Annotated in this window: 12 protein-coding genes and 1 pseudogene; 5 read left to right on the top strand and 8 right to left on the bottom strand. The window is 56.1% G+C overall.

Features of this window, described 5'->3' with window-relative positions:
- Nucleotides 1–140: 140 nt before the first annotated feature.
- Nucleotides 141–941, bottom strand: a complete 801-nt coding sequence (locus JNB88_RS14305) for a glycosyltransferase family 25 protein (RefSeq protein WP_220356020.1) — start codon at nucleotides 939–941, stop codon at nucleotides 141–143.
- Nucleotides 942–1,355: 414 nt separating this feature from the next.
- On the opposite strand from JNB88_RS14305, the gene JNB88_RS14300 reads away from it, so the two are divergent.
- Together JNB88_RS14300 and JNB88_RS14295 are read left to right on the top strand one after the other, a co-directional pair.
- Nucleotides 1,356–2,054: a glycosyltransferase gene (locus JNB88_RS14300; RefSeq protein WP_220356019.1), complete on the top strand. Its 699-nt coding sequence runs from the start codon at nucleotides 1,356–1,358 to the stop codon at nucleotides 2,052–2,054.
- A 141-nt stretch (nucleotides 2,055–2,195) separates the two neighbouring features.
- Nucleotides 2,196–2,588 carry an acyltransferase gene (locus JNB88_RS14295; protein ID WP_223217199.1) on the top strand — a complete coding sequence of 131 codons (393 nt, stop codon included), beginning with the start codon at nucleotides 2,196–2,198 and terminating at the stop codon, nucleotides 2,586–2,588.
- A 131-nt stretch (nucleotides 2,589–2,719) separates the two neighbouring features.
- Here JNB88_RS14295 and JNB88_RS14290 read toward each other — a convergent pair whose 3' ends face one another.
- Nucleotides 2,720–3,454 (bottom strand): molybdopterin-binding protein, encoded by a 735-nt coding sequence (locus JNB88_RS14290; protein ID WP_220356017.1) that lies wholly within the window; start codon nucleotides 3,452–3,454, stop codon nucleotides 2,720–2,722.
- A 282-nt stretch (nucleotides 3,455–3,736) separates the two neighbouring features.
- On the opposite strand from JNB88_RS14290, the gene JNB88_RS14285 reads away from it, so the two are divergent.
- On the top strand, nucleotides 3,737–4,606 hold the full coding sequence (locus JNB88_RS14285; RefSeq protein ID WP_220356016.1) for a 3-deoxy-manno-octulosonate cytidylyltransferase: 870 nt from the start codon (nucleotides 3,737–3,739) through the stop codon (nucleotides 4,604–4,606).
- A 666-nt stretch (nucleotides 4,607–5,272) separates the two neighbouring features.
- Here the strand turns inward: JNB88_RS14285 and JNB88_RS14280 are convergent.
- A complete protein-coding gene (locus JNB88_RS14280; RefSeq protein WP_220356015.1) occupies nucleotides 5,273–6,439 on the bottom strand; it encodes an IS110 family RNA-guided transposase in 1,167 nt (388 codons plus the stop codon).
- A gap of 121 nt (nucleotides 6,440–6,560) precedes the next feature.
- Between JNB88_RS14280 and JNB88_RS14275 the strand changes: the two are divergent.
- Nucleotides 6,561–7,757, top strand: a pseudogene (locus JNB88_RS14275) (IS256 family transposase).
- Nucleotides 7,758–8,467: 710 nt separating this feature from the next.
- Here JNB88_RS14275 and JNB88_RS14270 read toward each other — a convergent pair.
- Together JNB88_RS14270 and JNB88_RS14265 are read right to left on the bottom strand one after the other, a co-directional pair.
- Nucleotides 8,468–11,620: an efflux RND transporter permease subunit gene (locus JNB88_RS14270; protein WP_220356014.1), complete on the bottom strand. Its 3,153-nt coding sequence runs from the start codon at nucleotides 11,618–11,620 to the stop codon at nucleotides 8,468–8,470.
- Nucleotides 11,617–12,753: an efflux RND transporter periplasmic adaptor subunit gene (locus tag JNB88_RS14265; protein ID WP_223217198.1), complete on the bottom strand. Its 1,137-nt coding sequence runs from the start codon at nucleotides 12,751–12,753 to the stop codon at nucleotides 11,617–11,619. Before JNB88_RS14265 ends, JNB88_RS14270 begins: the two co-directional genes overlap by 4 nt.
- 233 nt (nucleotides 12,754–12,986) lie before the next feature.
- Here JNB88_RS14265 and JNB88_RS14260 point away from each other — a divergent pair, with 233 nt between their 5' ends.
- Nucleotides 12,987–13,199 carry a hypothetical protein gene (locus JNB88_RS14260; RefSeq protein ID WP_220356012.1) on the top strand — a complete coding sequence of 71 codons (213 nt, stop codon included), beginning with the start codon at nucleotides 12,987–12,989 and terminating at the stop codon, nucleotides 13,197–13,199.
- A gap of 286 nt (nucleotides 13,200–13,485) precedes the next feature.
- On the opposite strand, the gene JNB88_RS14255 is transcribed toward JNB88_RS14260, so the two are convergent.
- From JNB88_RS14255 to JNB88_RS14245, 3 genes are all read right to left on the bottom strand, one after another.
- Nucleotides 13,486–13,731: a hypothetical protein gene (locus JNB88_RS14255; RefSeq protein ID WP_220356011.1), complete on the bottom strand. Its 246-nt coding sequence runs from the start codon at nucleotides 13,729–13,731 to the stop codon at nucleotides 13,486–13,488.
- A 219-nt stretch (nucleotides 13,732–13,950) separates the two neighbouring features.
- Nucleotides 13,951–14,325 (bottom strand): GFA family protein, encoded by a 375-nt coding sequence (locus JNB88_RS14250; protein WP_220356010.1) that lies wholly within the window; start codon nucleotides 14,323–14,325, stop codon nucleotides 13,951–13,953.
- The gene (locus JNB88_RS14245) at nucleotides 14,322–14,582 is read right to left on the bottom strand and encodes a hypothetical protein (protein WP_220356009.1); all 261 of its coding nucleotides are present in this window, start codon (nucleotides 14,580–14,582) and stop codon (nucleotides 14,322–14,324) included. Before JNB88_RS14245 ends, JNB88_RS14250 begins: the two co-directional genes overlap by 4 nt.
- Between the last annotated feature and the right edge of the window lie 267 nt (nucleotides 14,583–14,849).

Here is a 14,849-nt window from a genome sequence, read left to right as displayed (position 1 = left end):
CGAGGTACTCGGTGCCATCCAACCCAATCCAATCGAGGTCGGCGGCCGAATGATCCTCATCAGGCCGCGTGCGGCGCCAAGTGTATTTGGGTTCATAGTGAGCCATCGGATTGCTTATCCTGTCAGAGACATCGAAGAACTCAAGAGTGGTCGTAGTCGGACGCGAAGGCGAACTTGGCGGTATCCATATCGATCTGTCGCTTTTCGCTTCGAAGATGTGCTTTCACGAGATTGCGGGCCTTGATGAACTCGAGACGCAAGCGCATGAAATGTTTGCGTAGCTTGCTCGTTGGCCTGAACGTGTCGTCTTCGGATGCCCGCACAAAGGGCGCGCTGTCGGCGCTGCTGCCGAGAAAGCGCAGCTGGACGACCGGAGCTGGTTCGATCTGAAAGGCTGCCATCCACGATCTATGCCAAAAGTGTGCATCGACCAGAGCGTAATCCTTCGTATCCTCGAGCATCCTGGCGGCGGCTTGCGGTCCGATGACGTAGCCCGCCAGGCCGAGCCGATTTTGAAAGACGCGGGTTGCCTTGTGGCCGCTGTCATCATTCATCCACAGCGGCGACTTCGCCATGATATGGGGCAGGGGCACAAATTCCAGATCGTAGACGCAATTCCAGGCGTCGTCGCGTGCGCGGATGGTTTTTATCACCTCGACAATATCGGTCGAGAGGACGGCATCGTCTTCCAGGATGATTGTCTGTTCGTTTCGCTCGGCGACGACTTTCCAGGCCATCCTATGCGATGTGAAGCAAGCTATGTCCTGGCGAAGCGTCGGACTCGGCCAATTGTTCGCAGCCTTCTGACAGTCTTCCGGGGACAGGTCGCTCGCTTCGAACGCATCGAGGAAGCGATATGTCAATCCGAGCCTCGCCATCTGTTGAGACTGAAAACGCCTTCTTTCGTTCTCGGACTTGCGACTGATGATTAAAATATTCAATTCTGTCCCAGAGTAATTAGCGACGGATACAGCCTTGCTTCCAACTTGCTCGTTGCTCGCCGGCCTCTAATCAGCGGATCATGGCCAATTAAGAGCATCTCGTCCCCGCAATGCACAACTCACTTTTGGTTTTGCTGTGCAGAACTCGTTGATCATTGGTGCGCGCCATTTTGTACATTGCCGGGAATGTGCGATCGCTAAGCCGTCATCCCCATGGTCGGGCACCACTCCTTGCAGCGTCAGCGGGGACCGTACTCTGTCGAGCCCTTTCGCGAGCGTTATACAGGGATGAGGTCAGCGCAACTGAACATCGGATAATCTCTTCAGGATAGGCGGTGATTGGCCGTGCAACCTGGGTTGACTTCGCCTACGACAGTCGTCCATCTTCACCCAACGTCATCTAGGGAGAAGTACATGGCAGAATTGTCGGTCTTTATTGGATGGGATTCCCGCGAGGATATCGCCTATCAGGTGGCCAAGGAGACTTTGCTGGAAAATGCTTCCATCGATGTCGATGTGCATCCGATCAAGCTGCAGGACTTGATTGATCGCGGTGTCTACACCCGTGAAGTCGATCCACTTGCGTCCACCGAGTTTACGTATTCTCGCTTTTTCACGCCGTGGCTGGCAGACTACAAGGGATGGGCTCTGTTCTGCGATTGCGACTTCCTGTTTTTTGGCGACGTCGCTGATCTCCTGCAGTACCGCAATGAGAACCACGCAGTTGCGTGCGTACACCATGACTATACGCCCAAGGAAGGTGTGAAGATGGACGGAAAGATCCAGACGACCTATCCTCGGAAGAACTGGTCGTCATTTATGCTCTTCAATTGCGATCATCCGTCAACCCGCAAGCTGACGCCGGAACTTGTCAACAGAGAAAGCGGCGCTTTCCTTCATCGTTTGCAGTGGGCTGCTGACAGCGAGATTGGAGAAATTCCAGAGGAATGGAACTGGCTTGAGGGCTGGAGCCAGAAACCAACAACCGGATATCCTAAAGGTGTTCACTACACCAATGGCGGTCCCTGGTTCAAAAATTGGCAAGACGTCGAGTATTCCCAGAGGTGGCTGGACAAGGCATACGCGATTGATCCAGGGTTTGCTCCGGCCTGACACGTGAACCTGGGGTGGCTGGCTAAAGTCCGCTCGTGGTTTTCCGGTGGTCACCTCACCATCGGAGCCAAGCCAAAGATGCTTTATTGGCCCCACTTCAGGTGGCGTTCTGGTGCAATAGCAATCGGCGACCGGATCTCAATGCGTTACGGCGTTGTGATTGACGCCCAGAGCGGACGCATAGAGATTGGAGACAATGTTTCGCTGAACGACCATACGGTTCTGCTCGGGCATGGTGGCATTCGCATTGGAAACCACGTCCGGGTCGCAGCGCAGACGGCGATCATCTCGTTCGAGCATGGCTTCGATGATCCATTGCTTCCAATCAAAGACCAGCCACTGCGAAAAGCCAAAGTGGTAATTGAAGACGACGTCTGGATCGGCGCCGGCGTAAAAATTCTGGCAGGCGCTCATATTGCTCGTGGTTGCGTGATCGGAGCCAACAGTGTGGTGAAGGGACCGACTGTTCCTGGCGGGATCTATGTCGGCGCGCCCGCAAGACTGGTCAGGCTTCGTGGAAATCGCAGCGGCTAGCGCTGACGAGCCACCGCGAGCGACAGACTACCGCTAGGCTGCCGGAACGGAGCAAGCAACGGGCGGGTAAGGTAGTCAAACGAAGTCGGTCACGATCGCACGCCCTCCAAACCAAGTAGACGTTTTAGCACCTAACTGCGGAGCGCCCATAGCGGAAGATTAGTGGACTGCGCAACGTGGGGGTCCGCCGTAAAGATCGGCATCTCCCGCTCGCGGAAAGCTTTGAGGGCCTCGAGGTCTGTCTCCTTGTGCATGCGAGAAAGATCAAGAGAATTGTACTTGTGGCCGTTGGAAAGGGGATCGATTCCGGTGAGAATCACGTTGGCAGCGCCGCTGTTGATTGCAAGAGCAACTCCCACGATCCCGTTTGACCATTTAGCCTCTCCCTCCATCTCAAGATTGAGCCGTCCGGTCATCCGATGCATCAGGGCAATACGCTCGTGCCGACTTATTAGCTTCAATTCGTCATAGCTGTACTGGAATGCTTCAATTCCTCTCTGTAATCGGGGCAGGTCGTGGCGCCAATTGAGAATGCAGAGCATGCCTGTTTTCTGATGCTTGAGTACCTTGCGGACCTCAAGGGCCGCCGGGTTGGTTCCTTCTATCTGGTTGAATTGCATCAATGTGGCATCTGGGGCCTGCTTCAACCACGCCGTTGCAGCAACCTGAGAAGCGTTTATGGTCAACACTCGAAAGCGATCGTTCCACCCGGGGGGCTCAGTCGAGACAGGCGCTGAACCGACGACGACGACGTTCTTTCCCTTGAACAGTTCCTCAAGATTGGGAACTTGGGGCGCCGCCAACCTATACCGTAGCCATCGATTCGCATGACGCTTCAGGTGTATCAAGTCACTCAGGTATGACATGTTCTTCGGCCTCGTGTTGACTTCGGGACTGCTCTTCCTTTGATTTTCGTCGACGCGTTAGCCAATGCATGTTCACGCCGGGTTGTTCATGCAATTCCAATTCAAGATCTGGATCTTGCAGCATAAGGCGACAAGAGCCTGAAAGCCAAGTCGGCATAAGGAGCCTGCATTTGTTTGCTTTCGACAATCCCTCGGTCATCGCCGAAGCACTTGCCTTGACTTTGGTGACCGTTTGTCATCCACTTTCACCGAAAATTTCAGAGCAGGCAGGGCCTTGAATACATGGATATTATCCCCTCACAGGAAATGAATTGGGATGGTTGGAAGGCCCTCTTTCAAGGCTACAGCCATATCGTTCTCGTCGCGAACAGCGACGAGGTGAACATCAGTGACTTGACCTCGCGCCTTCCTGAGACAACGCTCTTTATTTTTTTCAACAAGGTCTACAAGGTCTTGAACGAGCCCTTCCTGCGTCCTGCGCTTCTTGTGACGCGAAGCGGGACATTGGGCTCCAATTTGGTCAAAAGTGGTAAGGTCTCCAAGGTCTTGCAATATTTCGACAGAAGCAGCTTCCTTGGAATCGTCAATCTCGCGATTGGTGAGCGCGAGAAATTTAGCCCGGCTTCGGAATTTGGGGACGTAGAAGTCCGACATCTTGATTTGACGGCGGTATTTTCTTCGTTCTACCCGCCCGCAAGTATTCCGACCAGCGGATTTGCGCTAGCCTTCTGGCTCGCACAGCTTCAGCCGGACATACAAGTTACTCTTGCAGGATTCTCCTCAAAACGAAGTGAACGCTATCAGGTGCTGGACGTTCATGACTGGACCTTCGAGCAAGTTGTCTTACGCCTGATGTATCGGCGCGGAGAAATTGACATCCTTGGTCGACAGCGCATGAATCCCTACGCCGAGCTTTCTGCGCACTTCCCGCAGTATTCACCGGTTGAAGTTGCCCTTACGGCAAATGAAGTGTTGGCGGAGCGCTTGGTTAATTTGAGCTCCTGGGTGGACAAGCTGATGCATGTTACCCGGATATTGCGGTTCATTGACAGAACCTACAGGAGATTCAAGCCAGCAACGCGCAATGAGCGAAAATGGGCTGCGCTGGAAAGCCAGCAGGATCCATCTCGTCCTGTCGCTGATCGCAACTAGCTGGCCTCGGCAACTCTCGATGTGCCCGCGCAACGTTGTCAGACCGGCGCAGAAAGCCTCATGCTGTCCTTTGAGCAGCATCTTTCCTACCGCGAAGTGCGCAAGCCAGAGGCTACGGTTGTCGCTGCGGGCTCACCAGAGGACAGACATTTTCGAAGTGCCACACAGCCTATGACGACCCCGTGGAAACGGCGGGTTTTGATATCTCGAAAAGACCTGGCGCCGTTTCAAGCGTTTCCCCAAGGCGGCAGGTTGCTTTCAAGCGGTCGTCGACAAAGTCAAAACACTGAAAACGGAGTGTTCACATCACCGAACGATCCGACCTTTCTTGGTAGAGTGCTGAAGGTTCTGCAAATTTCCTAAGGGAAGGCGGCCATGGCAGACTCACATGGGGAAGCGCCGGTCAAGTGGGACTAGCTTCTCATATCGATGCCCTTTCAATTCTGGGATCCAGGTTGAGCCCGACTGCATGACTCTGCTCGTTAGCCGAGCAGATCAACCTCACATTCGGTCGCCGCTCTTTCACGGCTGCACCAATATCCCGCTTTCGGCGGCTGGGCTCAGGCGACGAGACCATTCTGAGTGAGCGGCATTTCAGGCCAGTCTGCCATGCGGTTCGTCCACCTGCATCCGTCAGGACTGATCAGGCCCTGGGGAATGAGACAGTTATGCGGCTTTCATCAAGGCGCCCTCGATGATGACGCCAGATGTCGCGTATTTCCAGAGAGCAATCAGCAGCTTTCGCGCGAGCGCGACGATCGTAGTCTTCTTGAAACGACCTCCGTTGCGTTGGAGCCTGGCTTGGAACCACAGTGTAAGGTTCGACCCCGGCTGGTGGCGTATCCAAAGCCACGCGAGCTGGACCATCGTTGTTCGCAGCCGTGGATTGCCAGTTTTGGACACGCCTTGCTCTCGGTCGACTTGACCACTTTGCCACGGCGTTGGCGCTAGGCCTGCGTAGGCGGCCACCTGCCTGCGATTGTCAAAATGTCGAAAGAGGCCTTCATGACAGAGGACAGCCGCAAACTCCGGGCCAATGCCTTTGATCTCCATAAGGAGCTTGGCGGGACTGCGAGTTACGACTTCTTCCGTATGCAGAAGTTTGTCACGCTCGATCTCTATCTCTTTAACCTGTGCAAGCAATAGTTCGAGGCGGTCGAGCTCGCGGCCGATCTGGGCTTTAAGATGGGGCGGAAGCGATCTTCCATCGCCGGTTAGGAGTTCCTCAAGTCGGTCCCTGCGGTCTCGGTTGAGTGGTTCATAGTCCGTGATCCCCTGTGCGAATAACAGCCCCTTTATTCGGTTGACGTGACATATCCGTTCGGTCGTCAGTACCTTGCGCTCGCGACAGATGCGCCGACGGTCCTCTTGCTCCGGTGTTGGCTCTTTGACCATTGCACATATGCGCGGTTCGCCACGCTTGAAGGCAAGAAGAGAGCGAACGAGCGCTTCACCATCGATCTTGTCGGTCTTGGCTCGGCGACTGCGACGAGACACTGCGATCGACGCGGGATCAACGACGTAGCTCTCGACCCCCGCCTTGCGCAAAGCTCGATGGATCCAAAAGCCATCCAGCCCGGCCTCCTGGATAGCAACGATGGGAAAGTCTCGTCCCAGGCGCGCTCTCGTCTTCTCTCGCACGCTATCGAGGCGACGGAACAAGGCGGATAAATCACCACTGGGGACACTGTGTTTTGACAACTTCTCGCCGCCACCAGGCGACAGCGACGTGATCAGCCAGGTTGAACGGCTGAGCTCCAACGACACGAAGATCGCGCCCAGATCAGTCCGGATAGCAGTCAGAGTTTCGGATCGGTCAGCCACTACATGCATGGTATTCCTCCACGGGTGTTTGTTAGCAACGTCACTTTGCCAGAGCACTCGCCGCTATCCATACGTCCCCATGGGATCTGGTGATGTTCAACGTCACCCATTCCCCGGAGGGAGCGCCACCATGACCAAGACCGATGGTAGGACAGCCAGTGCTGCAGTGAAAGAGATTTTGCTATCGAACCCCGACGGCCTGCGTGAAGTGATCCGCGCAGTGATGCAGGAGGTTCTGGAAGCGGAGATGGACGAGGCGCTTGGAGCTGGCAAAAGCGAGCGCACGCCGGACCGGCTCGGGTACCGCTCAGGCCACTACGGCCGAACGTTGATCACCCGCGTTGGCAAGCTTGAACTGCGTGTTCCGCAAGATCGCTCGGGACATTTTTCCACCGAACTGTTTGAACGATATCAACGTTCCGAGCGAGTCTTGGTGGCGACCTTGGCGGAGATGTATGTGCAGGGGGTGTCGACCAGAAAGGTCAAGGCGATCACCGAAGAGCTCTGCGGCCATGCTTTCTCGGCATCTTCAATCTCGGCGATCAACAAGCGATTGGACGAAAGCCTGAAGGCGTTTGCTGAGCGGGCGCTTCTCGAGCCCTTTGCCTATCTGATCCTCGATGCGCGCTATGAGAAGGTCCGTGAGGCCGGCGTGGTGATGAGCCAGGCGGTTCTGATTGCAGTCGGCATCGATTGGGACGGACGGCGGCAGATTCTGGCTGTCGAAATGGCGGCCCGCGAGAGCCGCTCGGCATGGAAGGACTTTCTCGTCAAGTTGAAAGGGCGCGGTTTGCGAGGTGTGGAACTGGTGGTATAAGACGATCATGCCGGCCTCGTGGCGGCGATCGCGGAGACACTTCCAGAGGCCGCCTGGCAGCGCTGTTACGTGCACTTTCTGCGCAACGCCCTCGATCATCTGCCCCGAAAGCATGGCGACGACTGCCTGCAGGAACTGCGGTGGCTCTACGACCGGCGCGACCTCGACGAAGCCAAGACCGATCTCTCTGCCTGGCTCACCAAGTGGTCGGCACGCTATCCGCGCTTGACCAGCTGGGTCGAGGAGACAATCGAACAGACGCTGACCTTCTTCCGATTGCCACGCCAGCATCACAAGCACTTGAAATCAACCAACATGCTTGAACGCCTCAACGAAGAAATCCGCCGCAGGACCTATGTCGTGCGCATCTTTCCAAACGCAGAGAGCTGCTTGCGCCTCGTCAGAGCCCTCGCCGTTGAAACCCACGAAAACTGGATGGAGGCCAATCGCTACATCAACATGGACGATCTACGAGAGCACAAAAAACTCGCTATGCGCCAAGCCGCATGACCGCCCAATTTGCTGAACTTGACGCACATAACCCCTTTCTTCTAAGGTCGAATCTTGTGCGGTGACTTTCGCTACTGAAACTGTCGACTGCTCGGCAGCCGCGTCGAGGCGAGGCTCTGTTGTTGAGCCTGCTTGCCGCAATCTACGGACTGCGCGCCCAAGGAAAAGAGCAGGCGATGTTCTGCACTGAGCGTCTTCTGCTCGTGCGAAAGCCGCTGCGGTATTCACAGCGGCTTGCTCGTTAGCGGTGGCTACGGCTGCGTATTGGTCGACGGATTTTCCGGAGCGGCAGCAGGCGGGGTTGCCGGAGCGACTGGTTTGGGGGCAGATTCAGAAATAGGCGGCGTTGTTGAGGCTGTGGGCGAATGATCCGTGTCCGCTCCGCTCCACTGCATCCAAGCGAAAGCAGCAATCAAAATGACGGCAGCCACGGCAACCCACGTACTCCAGCTTCCCGGACGGTAGCTCCGCGGTGTCGTTCGAAGATCGAGGTCTTTTTCAGAATTGGGATCATAGGTCATCATTTTTCCTCCATGGATACAAAGGAATGACCGCACCGTGCTTTTGTTCCTACGAAATCCCCGCCGCAGGTATCCGGCCTCTCATTCTCTCACCTCACGCGCATCCAGTGCGCTCCGAAAAGGCCGCCTCCGGAAGGCGTCCCACCATACGGCGTTGCCATCGGCGGGCGTTCTTACGGTTGTGACCACTCAACCTGCAGGCTCGTTGACTTTCCTTGGAGAGCTCTCCTGAATTCCGAAGACGCGTCTTTTTGCTGTTTCCCGGATCGATTGTACGAAGACGTAGAGGAGTGGGATGACAAGAAGCCCGAGCACGGTGCCCACTAGCAGGCCGCCGAGTACCGTCGTTCCGATTGCCTGTCTGCTGCCAGCGCCGGCTCCGGTGGCAACGACCAACGGAACGACGCCCAGAATCGACGCCATTGCCGTCATCAGCACCGGTCGAAAACGCTGTGACGTCCCTTCCGTGGCAGCCTCCATGATACTGAGGCCCTCCTCCCGTCGTTCCTTTGCGAACTCGACGATCAGGATTGCATTCTTTGCAGCCAGACCGATCAGAAGAAGCAGCCCAATTTGCGCATAAATGTTGAGGTCGATACCACCGATAACGAGGGCGCCCAAGGCGCCAAGGAGGGCGGTCGCGACGGACAACATGACCGCCAGTGGGATGGACCAGCTTTCGTATTGCGCCACGAGAAACAGATAGGTGAACACCATTCCCATGATCAGAATAATGATTGTCTGGTTGCCGGCCTGCTTTTCCTGCAGGGCAAGGCCCGTCCATTCATATCCAAATCCTGCCGGCAGTCTCTCGCCGGCCAACGTTTCCATTGCGCTCAAAGCTTGTCCGGTACTCGTTCCCGACGCGGCCTGACCATTGATAGCTGCCGACGGGAAAAGATTATAGCGGTTGATGGAGCTCGGACCGTAAACGGTTGAGATTGACAGCATTCCCTGCATGGGAACAAGGGCGCCAGACTGGCTTCGCACATGCAATCTCTGAATGTCTTCTATCCGCCCGCGGAAGCTCGGTTCATCTTGAATCCGAACCTGATAGACCCGCGAGAAAATATTGAAGTCGTCCACATATGATGAGCCAAGATGTGATTGAAGGGTACTGAAAATGAGCGCGGGGGACACTCCGAACAGCTCGGCGCGCTTCCTGTCGATATCGAGATAGACTTGGGGAACGTCGGCCGAAAACGTGCTGAAGACACTGGACAATCCAGGCGTGCTGTTGGCGCTGGTGATTAAGCCGCGCATGACTTCTGCAAGCTCCTCCTGGCTTTGTCCGCCGCGCGCCTGCAGACGAAAGTCAAATCCACCGGTGTTCCCAAGGCCCGGGATTGCAGGTGGATTGAACGGCACGACAGAGGCCGTGGACACAGCGGAAAATTCCGCCCTCAGCCTTTCGATCAGAGTAAACACGCTTTGATCACGGCCGCGGTCGTTCCAAGGCGTAAGCGCAGCAATCACCATGCCCGTATTGGAGCCACCGGCGCCGATCATACTGGCGCCCGCAATGCCGATCGTGTTGGCAACGCCAGGCGTTCGCTGCAGGATCGAAGTAACAGACGCAAGCGTCTCCTGAGTCCTTTCCAGGGAGGCCGCATTCGGGAGCTGGACGTTCATAAACATGTAGCCTTGGTCTTCTGCGGGCACGAACCCTGTAGGCAAAACCCGGTAGAAGCCGAAAATTCCGATAGCAATGGCGAGGCACAGCATGGCACTGATCCCGATCCGTCGCGCGAATGTCGCCAGCAGCCGGAGGTAGAAGTGACGCGAGCGATCAAGCCCTCCATTGATCTTCTTGAACAAGATCAATTGGCTTTCTTGCGCAGGCCTCAGCATCAGCACGCAAAGAGCCGGGCTGAGGGTCAGTGCATTGATCGTCGAGAAGATGATCGTCACCATGATGGTCACAGCGAACTGTCGGTAAAGCTCCCCGGTTATGCCGGCAAGGAACGCGACGGGAACAAACAGCGCAGCAAGCACCAGCGTCGTGGCAACTATCGGCCCGGTGACTTGAGCCATAGTGCGGACTGTCGCTTCGCGCACGTCGACCCCGGTTTCGGTCATCACCCGCTGGACGTTCTCGACGACGATGATGGCATCATCCACGACAAGGCTGATCGCCAGGATCATCGCGAACAGTGTGATTGTATTGGCAGAGTAGCCCATGACATACAGCACCGCGAATCCGCCGATGAGCGAGACCGGGATGGTGAGTGTCGGTATGACTGTGGCGCGCCAATCCTGAAGAAAGGCAAACACCACTGCGACGACAAGGGTAAACGTTATCGCAAGAGTGACAAAGATCTCCTCGATTGTCTGCCTCACGAAAGACGTGGTATCGAAAACAAGTGTGTAGGCGACATCCTCGGGAAACTGCTTCGATAGTGCGGATACTTCGGCAAGCACGGCGTTCGAGACAGTCAAGGCATTCGCATCAGAGGACTGATAGACAACAACTGTTGCTGCCGGTTGGCCATTCAATGTCGATGCGGTGTCGTAGGACTGTGCTCCAAGCTCGACCCTTGCCACGTCGCGAAGTCGTACGACCGCCCCATCTCTGTTCGTTCGGATGATTATGCCTCCGAATTCCGCTTCCGAGGTAAGCCTGCCCCTTGCCATGACCGTCAACTGCATCTGCTGGCCCGATACTGCCGGCGGAGCGCCAAGCTGGCCGGCGGACGCCTGCGCGTTTTGAGCCTGTATGGCTGTGGTCAGATCGGATGCGGTGATGCCGAGCGCCTGCATCCGGTCGGGGTCCATCCAGATACGCATGCTATAAGTCGGACCAAAGACGCTCGCTTCTCCTACGCCTGGTATGCGAGCGATAGCATCGCGGATATTGATCGTCGCGTAGTTGCTTATGAAGATCTCGTCCTTGGTCCCCCTTGGCGAGTAGATCGAAAGGCCGAGCAGCATGCTGGAGGATCGGCTGCGAACAGCTACGCCCGTCTGGGTTACGGCTGCAGGAAGCCGCGGCGTTGCCATGGCAACGCGGTTTTGCACATTGACCTGCGCGATGGCTGGGTCGGTTCCTGGCGCAAACGTGACCGTCAGACTGTAGGCTCCGTTGTTGGTGCTCGATGAAGACATGTAAAGCATGTCCTCGACACCATTGACCTGATCTTCGATCGGCGCCCCGACACTATCGGTCATGACGCTTGCATTGGCGCCGGGATAACTCGCAGATACCACGACTTCTGGAGGCGTGATCTGAGGAAATTGGGCCACGGGAATCTGCAGGAGCGCGAGTGAACCCGCGATCATCATCACGATTGCGATCACCATCGCAAAGCGAGGTCGTGCAATGAACGGCGCCGATATGTTCATTTCGCGGCACCGGCCGGCGAGGGCTCGGCTTCAGACGAAGCCGGAACAGCTTTTACAGCCACCCCTTCTGCGACGTTTTGAAGTCCTTCCACGATAAGTTTGTCACCGTCTTTCAAACCGCTGTCCACGATCCAGTTCCCCCCGGTCTGGGTCGAGACCTCGATCCTGCGAAGAGCAACCTCGTTCTTCTCGTCAACCAAAAACACAAACTTGCCGGCTCGGTCCTGCTGGACCGCACCCAGAGGCGCCACCGGCCGCAGTTCAGGTTCGGCTTCGGCAATGACAACAGTGACGAACTGGCCGGGGGTGAGGAGTGACCCCCGGTTAGGAAACAGGGCGCGAACCGCCAGTGTTCCGGTTTGCTCGTCTATTTCGTTCCCGAAAAACTCGATCGTCCCCCGCTCTGGGTATGCCTGACCGTTCGCTAATCTCAGGCCCGGCCGGTACCGCCCTGCAAGTTCCTCCTTGCTGGCTTCTGGTGCAGCAGCTCTTAAATCCAGGATGGTCCTGTCGCTCACGGAGAAAACCACACGAACCGGATCGATCTCAACGATGCGAGCGAGTACAGAGGAACTGTCGCCGACGAAATTGCCGACTGAAAGGTTGGCAGCGCCTATGCGCCCGTCAATTGGAGAAATAACCGTGGCGTAGCTGAGGTCGAGCTCGGCCTGGCTGACGCGGGCTTGAGCGGACTGCAGAGCTGCTGCCGCGGTTTCACGCGCTGCCTGACTTTCTTCCAATGTAGCTCGGGTGACGCTTTGGCCGCTCAGTGACTGGTTTCTTGCAAGACGTCTTTCAGCATCATCCAGGCTGGCCTGAGCACTGGCCAACCCCGCCTTTGCATCGGCAAGTGATATCTGCAGGCCCCGCGCATCCATCAGGAATAGCTGTTGCCCGCTTTTTATCAACTGGCCGTCGCTGAAGAGCTGTTTTTCGATGAAGCCGCTGATTCTTGATCGAATGTCGACCGAGTTGATCGCTTCAACCCTTCCCACGAACTCATGCTTTGCTGAGACGTCTTCCGATCTGACGCTGATGATGCCGACCGTGGGCTCTGCGAATGCGATCGAACTCAGCTGCAAAAAGCTCAAAGAGGCGACGATCCATGCCTGCAATGCACTGACACTTGGCATTCTCATCTCCGTGTTGTGACGAAAGGATGAATGCACGAGAGAATGTGAGGCTGGATCGAATGCTACCCATAGTCGAAAGAATCGGCAAGTCCGACGTTACCACCTCCGGGCATTTTAGGATGTGAGCGCGGCGATGTGCACGTCGCCTCGCCGACTTGGTCGAAATTGACGCCAAAGGTGATCCCTGCCGCATCTCTCAAAGGCATCGGCCATTGAAGGACCGGAATGCATCGATGAGCGAAGTCGGCGCGACAGCGCCCTCTGCGAGTGCTTCGGTGGCTCAAAAGGTCGATGAAAGCGATGCCAAGATCGTCTCTCTTTCGGCGGCGAAGTCTAATTGCGCTTTCCCGGATCACTATTTTCCAGTGTCGGGTGCGCCGTTCCTTTTCTCAGGTGTCCGCCCTTGGTCCATCATCCTTGAAGCCCACGACGGCATGGCGGTGTAAGCTAGCCTTGTCGTCACCACCAACTGCGAGGTCTCCGATCGCATTCAACACCTCACGTTTACGTCCGGCGGGGGTGTTCGTTCTGGGGGGCAAAGAAAAAAAGCCCAGCGTAGCGTTTTGGAACGCGCCGGTCTCCGTCAGCCAGGCGCCGCGCAGCTTATGCTCTTCGTCGAAAAGCGAGTGACTGCGACAAATGCCTCTTGTTCTCAAGCACGAGAACGAAGTTCCGTTCACGCCACGGATTTCTGCAAGTTCCTTGCCTTTCAGGGAGACTGCCTTCTTGCGGTTAGGGCACGTCGAGCGCTCGAATCCAGATCATGTCGCCAATCGTTTGACCCCTTCGAAGCTTCTGACGGGCAATTTGCTCAATCTCGGCCGCGCTTTTCGCCAATACGAGATCGGCTGTTTGGGTTTGGGAAAGCTTTTCGATAGCTCCCGAGGTCACCAGTACCTTCCAGGAAGCATGCCCTTCGGTGATCTGGAGATAGCCGATCAGGCCGACGAAGCGAGGGTGGTGGAGTGACGTGAGCATCATTCTTTCCCTATTTTGAAGAGGGAGCCAGAAAACCGCCGTAGGGTGGTCAAACTGGAGATATCGATATCGGTTCCAAAATCGATGTCATGAGGGCCCTGAGACCCTCAAGACGATTTCAGCACTGATGAACGCCATCGCGCGACATGATCAACTAACTGATGGCGGTCCACGCTCCCTGGGTAAATGTCCCTCGGTTTCTGGATCCTTTCCGAGATTTCACAAACGATCTTCGTCGAACTGTTCTGCGCCCTCAACCGGAGTTAGCCACGTTTCTCTGCGCTTTATCCAGAGTTCGTATGTCGGCTTCAGAGGTGTTGGCGCATCAGTCAGAATTCCGAGCTTGATCTCGACTTCCTCGCCACTGAGCGAGAACAAGCGAGATCCGCACTTTGGACAGAATTGACGGCCGGCATACTCTGACGGTTCACCTTTCGATTGAAACTCCGATGTTGGCCAGACTGCGAAGAAGGTGAATGCGGAGCCGCTTTCCTGCCGGCAGTCGGTGCAATGGCAAATTCCGACGCGCACCGGGTCGCCGCGCACAGCAACCCTGACCTGCCCGCACCTGCAGGAACCGGTAAGTGTAGTCATGACTTGCGAGCCTCTCCGTCATCAATAACCTCCGTATCCGGCCGATCTCCTCCCGCCGCATATTCTGTTTGCCATCTGCCATTGGGGAGTTGATAGGCGATTTCAGCGTCGCGTCCTTCGAGATGCTGCCTCTCTGCTGCCGATTTTGCCGCGGCCAGCGCCGTGTCGTGATCAGCAAACGTTTCGGACCAGACATCGCCGAGACGGTATCCGTACCCGTCGTCATGTGGTCCTACATGATATGTTACTTTCGGCATTGTTTTACTCCTTCATACCACTTCTCCAACGACCTAGGGCGACCAAGGAAAATTTCCAAGGATGGTCAAAGTGCCACACCAGGCGGGAGGTCGATAACCTTCGGAACAAACTGGATTTTCCGGGGTTTGTTTCGTGCAATGCGAGGAATTTTCCGGCGGTAGGCAGTCGCTTCGACGGAGCGCCTGAACCGTCACCTATGAGCAAATCGCGGAGCGTCAGGATTACTGGACGAACCGCGGTTAACGGACCAATCCCGTGCTTGGCGT

The sequence above is a fragment of the Rhizobium cauense genome (genome assembly GCF_019511525.1).
GTDB lineage: Bacteria > Pseudomonadota > Alphaproteobacteria > Rhizobiales > Rhizobiaceae > Rhizobium > Rhizobium cauense.
The sequence above is the reverse complement of the archived record's forward strand: the minus strand, read 5'-3'. Positions and strand labels throughout refer to the sequence as shown.

What these genes read in the sequence shown, in the direction of transcription:
- JNB88_RS14300 (WP_220356019.1), top strand. Translation starts at nt 1,356, where the DNA reads ATGGCAGAATTGTCGGTCTTTATTGGATGGGATTCCCGCGAGGATATC.
- JNB88_RS14295 (WP_223217199.1), top strand. Translation starts at nt 2,196, where the DNA reads ATGCGTTACGGCGTTGTGATTGACGCCCAGAGCGGACGCATAGAGATT.
- JNB88_RS14290 (WP_220356017.1), bottom strand. Translation starts at nt 3,454, where the DNA reads ATGTCATACCTGAGTGACTTGATACACCTGAAGCGTCATGCGAATCGA.
- JNB88_RS14285 (WP_220356016.1), top strand. Translation starts at nt 3,737, where the DNA reads ATGGATATTATCCCCTCACAGGAAATGAATTGGGATGGTTGGAAGGCC.
- JNB88_RS14280 (WP_220356015.1), bottom strand. Translation starts at nt 6,439, where the DNA reads ATGCATGTAGTGGCTGACCGATCCGAAACTCTGACTGCTATCCGGACT.
- JNB88_RS14270 (WP_220356014.1), bottom strand. Translation starts at nt 11,620, where the DNA reads ATGAACATATCGGCGCCGTTCATTGCACGACCTCGCTTTGCGATGGTG.
- JNB88_RS14265 (WP_223217198.1), bottom strand. Translation starts at nt 12,753, where the DNA reads ATGCCAAGTGTCAGTGCATTGCAGGCATGGATCGTCGCCTCTTTGAGC.
- JNB88_RS14260 (WP_220356012.1), top strand. Translation starts at nt 12,987, where the DNA reads ATGAGCGAAGTCGGCGCGACAGCGCCCTCTGCGAGTGCTTCGGTGGCT.
- JNB88_RS14255 (WP_220356011.1), bottom strand. Translation starts at nt 13,731, where the DNA reads ATGCTCACGTCACTCCACCACCCTCGCTTCGTCGGCCTGATCGGCTAT.
- JNB88_RS14250 (WP_220356010.1), bottom strand. Translation starts at nt 14,325, where the DNA reads ATGACTACACTTACCGGTTCCTGCAGGTGCGGGCAGGTCAGGGTTGCT.
- JNB88_RS14245 (WP_220356009.1), bottom strand. Translation starts at nt 14,582, where the DNA reads ATGCCGAAAGTAACATATCATGTAGGACCACATGACGACGGGTACGGA.